Source organism: Halochromatium sp. (assembly GCF_054919635.1).
Window position 1 is genome coordinate 1 of the sequence record NZ_JBUDPI010000350.1, and the last position, 3,908, is coordinate 3,908.

2 protein-coding genes are annotated in these 3,908 nt (G+C 62.4%); both read left to right on the forward strand.

Translation table 11 applies throughout. The features are described 5' to 3' along the window. Nucleotides 1–2,431: response regulator (locus ACY693_RS16400; RefSeq protein ID WP_462322884.1), on the forward strand; the 2,431-nt coding region annotated here is incomplete at its 5' end. 270 nt (nucleotides 2,432–2,701) lie between these two features. Continuing rightward, nucleotides 2,702–3,688 carry a response regulator gene (locus ACY693_RS16405; RefSeq protein WP_462322885.1) on the forward strand — a complete coding sequence of 329 codons (987 nt, stop codon included), beginning with the start codon at nucleotides 2,702–2,704 and terminating at the stop codon, nucleotides 3,686–3,688. The last annotated feature ends 220 nt before the right edge of the window (nucleotides 3,689–3,908 follow it).

The window sequence follows — 3,908 nt, forward strand, 5'->3', positions numbered from 1 at the left end:
GCAAGAGCGCCGGTCGGCCGCCATCATGCGTCTTCTGCCAGTCGGGGTCTGGATTACCGATGCCACTGGAACCCTCGTCTTCGGCAACGAAGAGGGGCAGCGTATCTGGGCCGGTGCCCGCTACGTGGGCCCCGAGCAGTTCGGGGTCTTCAAGGGCTGGTGGCACGAGACCGGCGAGCTGCTAGCCCCAGAGGATTGGGCGGTGGTGCGGGTCATTGAGCAGGATGAGTCCGTGCTCGACGAGCTGATCGACATCCAGTGCTTTGACGGATCACGCAAGACCATCCTCAATGCGGTCATCCCGCTGCACGACGAAGCCGGGCGCATCAGCGGTACGTTTATCGTTAATCAGGATATCACCGCGCTCAAACAGGCAGAGCAGGCGCTGAGCCAGGCCCGCGATCAGGCCGAGTCCTCGAGCCAAGCCAAGAGCGCGTTCCTGGCCAACATGAGCCACGAGATCCGTACCCCGATGAATGCGGTGCTCGGCTTCGGCTATCTGCTCGAGCAGCGCTCGCTGGACCCGGCCAGCCGTCAGCTGGTGCAAAAGATCCGCAATGCTGCTCAGGTCCTGCTGGATCTGATCAACGATATCCTCGATGTCTCCAAGATCGAGGCCGGAGGCATCGAGCTGGAGGCGGCACCCTTTAGTCTCTCGGTACTGTTCGATAGCCTCGCCGAGATCATGATCGCGGCGGTTGGCGACAAGCCCTTGGAGCTGGTGCTGGCCCCACCGGGCGGCTGTATCGAAGGCCTGATCGGGGACAGCAAACGCTTGCAGCAGGTATTGATCAACCTCCTGTGCAACGCGATCAAGTTCACCGAGCGCGGTGAGGTAGAGCTGAGTGTCGTCTGCGATGCCCAACCTGAGATACAGCCTGGGAACCAGCCTGAGGGCCAGTCTGAGGGCCACTCTGAGAGGCGGGGCGAGACCCATGTGAACCTGCAGTTCATCGTGCGTGATACCGGTATCGGTATCGCTCCCGAGCGCCAGCAGGAGATCTTCAATGCCTTCAGCCAGGCCGATACCAGCATCAGCCGTCGGTTTGGCGGGACCGGTCTGGGGCTGACGATCAGCCAGCGCTTGGTCCGGCTGATGGGTGGAGACCTGCAGGTGGAGAGTGCACTGGGGCAGGGCAGTCGCTTCCACTTCAAACTGCCGCTGCGACGCGATCCGAATGAGACCCTCCCGGTGAGCGAGCTGGGCCCGCTGCGTCTGCTGGTTGCCGACGACTGTCGCCGCGTCGGCGAGGCGCTGATACTGGCCGGACAATCGCTGGGCTGGACAGTCGATTGGGTTTCCTCTGGAAATGCGGCCTATGCACGGTTGCTCGAGGGCGCTGTCTCTTATGATGCCGTCTTGATCGATTGGCAGATGCCGGGCGAAGAAGGTCTGGAGTGCGCCGAGGCGTTGCGGGACGCGCTCGCTGAGACTGGAGAAGAGGCGCAAGCCCTGATCCTGCTCATGGCGACTCCTCAGGCGGACGCGGCCTTACAAGACCGACCGGCACAGTCGGCGATCAACGGCATCATCCACAAACCTGTCACGCCTTTGTCTCTCTACAACAGTCTCGCCAGTCTGCGCGGCCTGCAGCCACGCGGCGTCAAAGGGGCTTTTGCCCTGGCTCCGCCCAGCCAGCGCGAGCAGCTCGCTGGCGTGCGGGTCCTGGTGGTCGACGACAGCGAGATCAACCAGGAGGTCGCCGCGAGCATCCTCGGCGATCATGGCGCTGAGGTCACCCTTGCTGGCGATGGAGAGGCTGCGCTGGATTGGCTCGATGCCTATCCCGATGGCGCGGATATCGTGTTGATGGATTTGCAGATGCCGCGGCTCGATGGCTACGCGGCGACACACCGGCTGCGTCAGGATGCACGCTGGCGCGAGCTTCCGGTCATCGCGGTGACTGCCGGGATCTTCGACTCGATGAAGCTGCAAGCGCAGGAGGCCGGGATGAATGGCTTTATCGCAAAGCCTTTCGATGTCGGGCAATTGATCCAGTGCATACGGCGTTGGACCGGTCTGCGCACCTCGGTGCCAGCAACAAGACCCAAGCCCGCGGCCGCATTGCCTGATCAATCGGGGCTGGCTGCCGAGGTTATCGATCTAGCGACCGCCCTGGCTCGTTGGGGCGATCCGGCACTCTACCGTACCTATCTGCTCAAGTTCCGCGACACCTACGCCGATGATGCGCAACAGATCGCCAATGCTATGCAGTCCGGGGCACTTGCGCAGGCGGCGGCACTCGCGCACCGGCTCGCTGGCGTCGCTGCGACACTCGCGATGCCTCGGCTGGCCGATCAGGCACAGCGCTTGGAGCAGCGCTTGCGCGCAGGACAGGCGCCGGATGCGGCGATGGAAGCTGCGTTTCAGCAGGCCTTCGCGGATGTCATGACAGGCTTGTGCGACTGGACCAGCAGTGCTGAGCCATAGTCGACGCCAGTCTCTGCCGTCGATCATGCGGCTATTGGCGCCGATATTGATCTCGCGACCCGTTGTGAACTGCTTGAGGCCTGTCTGCAGGCGCTCGATGAGCAGGATCTGACCAGCGCCGAGGCCTGCCTTGAGCAACTGCATGGCGGCCTGGAGGCGACGAGGCTGGCGGAGGTGCAGACCTGTCTCACTGAGTTCGATTTTCGCGGCGCCGAGCGTCTATTGCGTGATCTGATCAATGAGCTGAAGCCTAGGACGCTGGAATAGGACATGCCCCAAGCCCGTCTCCTGATCGTCGATGACGAGCCGGCGAATCTGGCCATCATGCGCCAGATCCTCGAGCCGAGCTATGCGCTGCTCTATGCCCGCGGTGGCAGCGATGCCATCGCCTTGGCCAAGCGGCATCACCCCGATCTGGTCCTGCTCGACATCCAGATGCCTGATCTCGATGGCTACAGCGTTCGCCGTACCCTGAAGGCCGATGCCGGTACCCAGTTCATACCGGTGATCTTTGTCACCACGCTGTCCGAGCTGGGCAACGAGGAGCAAGGTTTCGCGGTTGGTGGCGTGGACTATCTGGTCAAGCCGGTCTCGGCTGAGATCGTGCACGCCCGGGTGCGCACGCACCTCTCCTTGGTGCAAGCCAAGCAGTTGCAGCAAGCCTATCAGGACGCGCTGAATATGCTCGCACGAGCCGGTCACTACAACGATAGCGATACCGGCCTGCATATCTGGCGCATGGCGGCCTACGCGGCCTGCTTGGCCGAGGCGGCGGGCTGGTCTAAGCCGCAATCGGAGATGCTTCGGTTGGCGGCGCCGATGCATGACACGGGCAAGATCGGCATCCCCGATGCCATCCTGCGCAAGCCCGGCCGTTTGGATGCCGATGAATGGGTGATCATGCGCACGCACAGCCAGATTGGCCATGAGATCCTCAGCCGCAGCGAAGCGCCGATCTTTAAGATCGCCGCCGAGATCGCCTACTGTCATCACGAGAATTGGGACGGCAGCGGTTATCCGCGCGGTCTGGTTGGCGAGGCCATTCCTGAGTCGGCGCGGATTGTCGCCGTCGCCGATGTCTTCGATGCCCTCACCATGAAGCGCCCCTACAAGGAGGCCTGGCCCATCGAGCACGCCATCGACATCATGAGTGACCTGCGCGGCTCAAAGCTCGAGCCGCGCCTGTTCGATTGGTTCGTCGAGATCTTGCCTCGTATCCGAGCAATCAAGGCGCAGTGGGATCAGCGTGATGAGTGAGCTCGGATATCCTGCGAAACCTATGGTCGATGATGCGCTCCATAGCGACCGTTGCCACTTGGCGCGAGGTCGCTATCGATCCTGCCTTTCGTGTGACCTTGAGGATTTGATTCGGAAAGGCAGCAGTGGGTGAGTTGGCATCCCTGCCAGCGTTTAACCCAGACTGCAATCTTCAGCCTTCAGCCTTCAGCCTTCAGCCTTCAGCCTTCAGCCTTCAGCC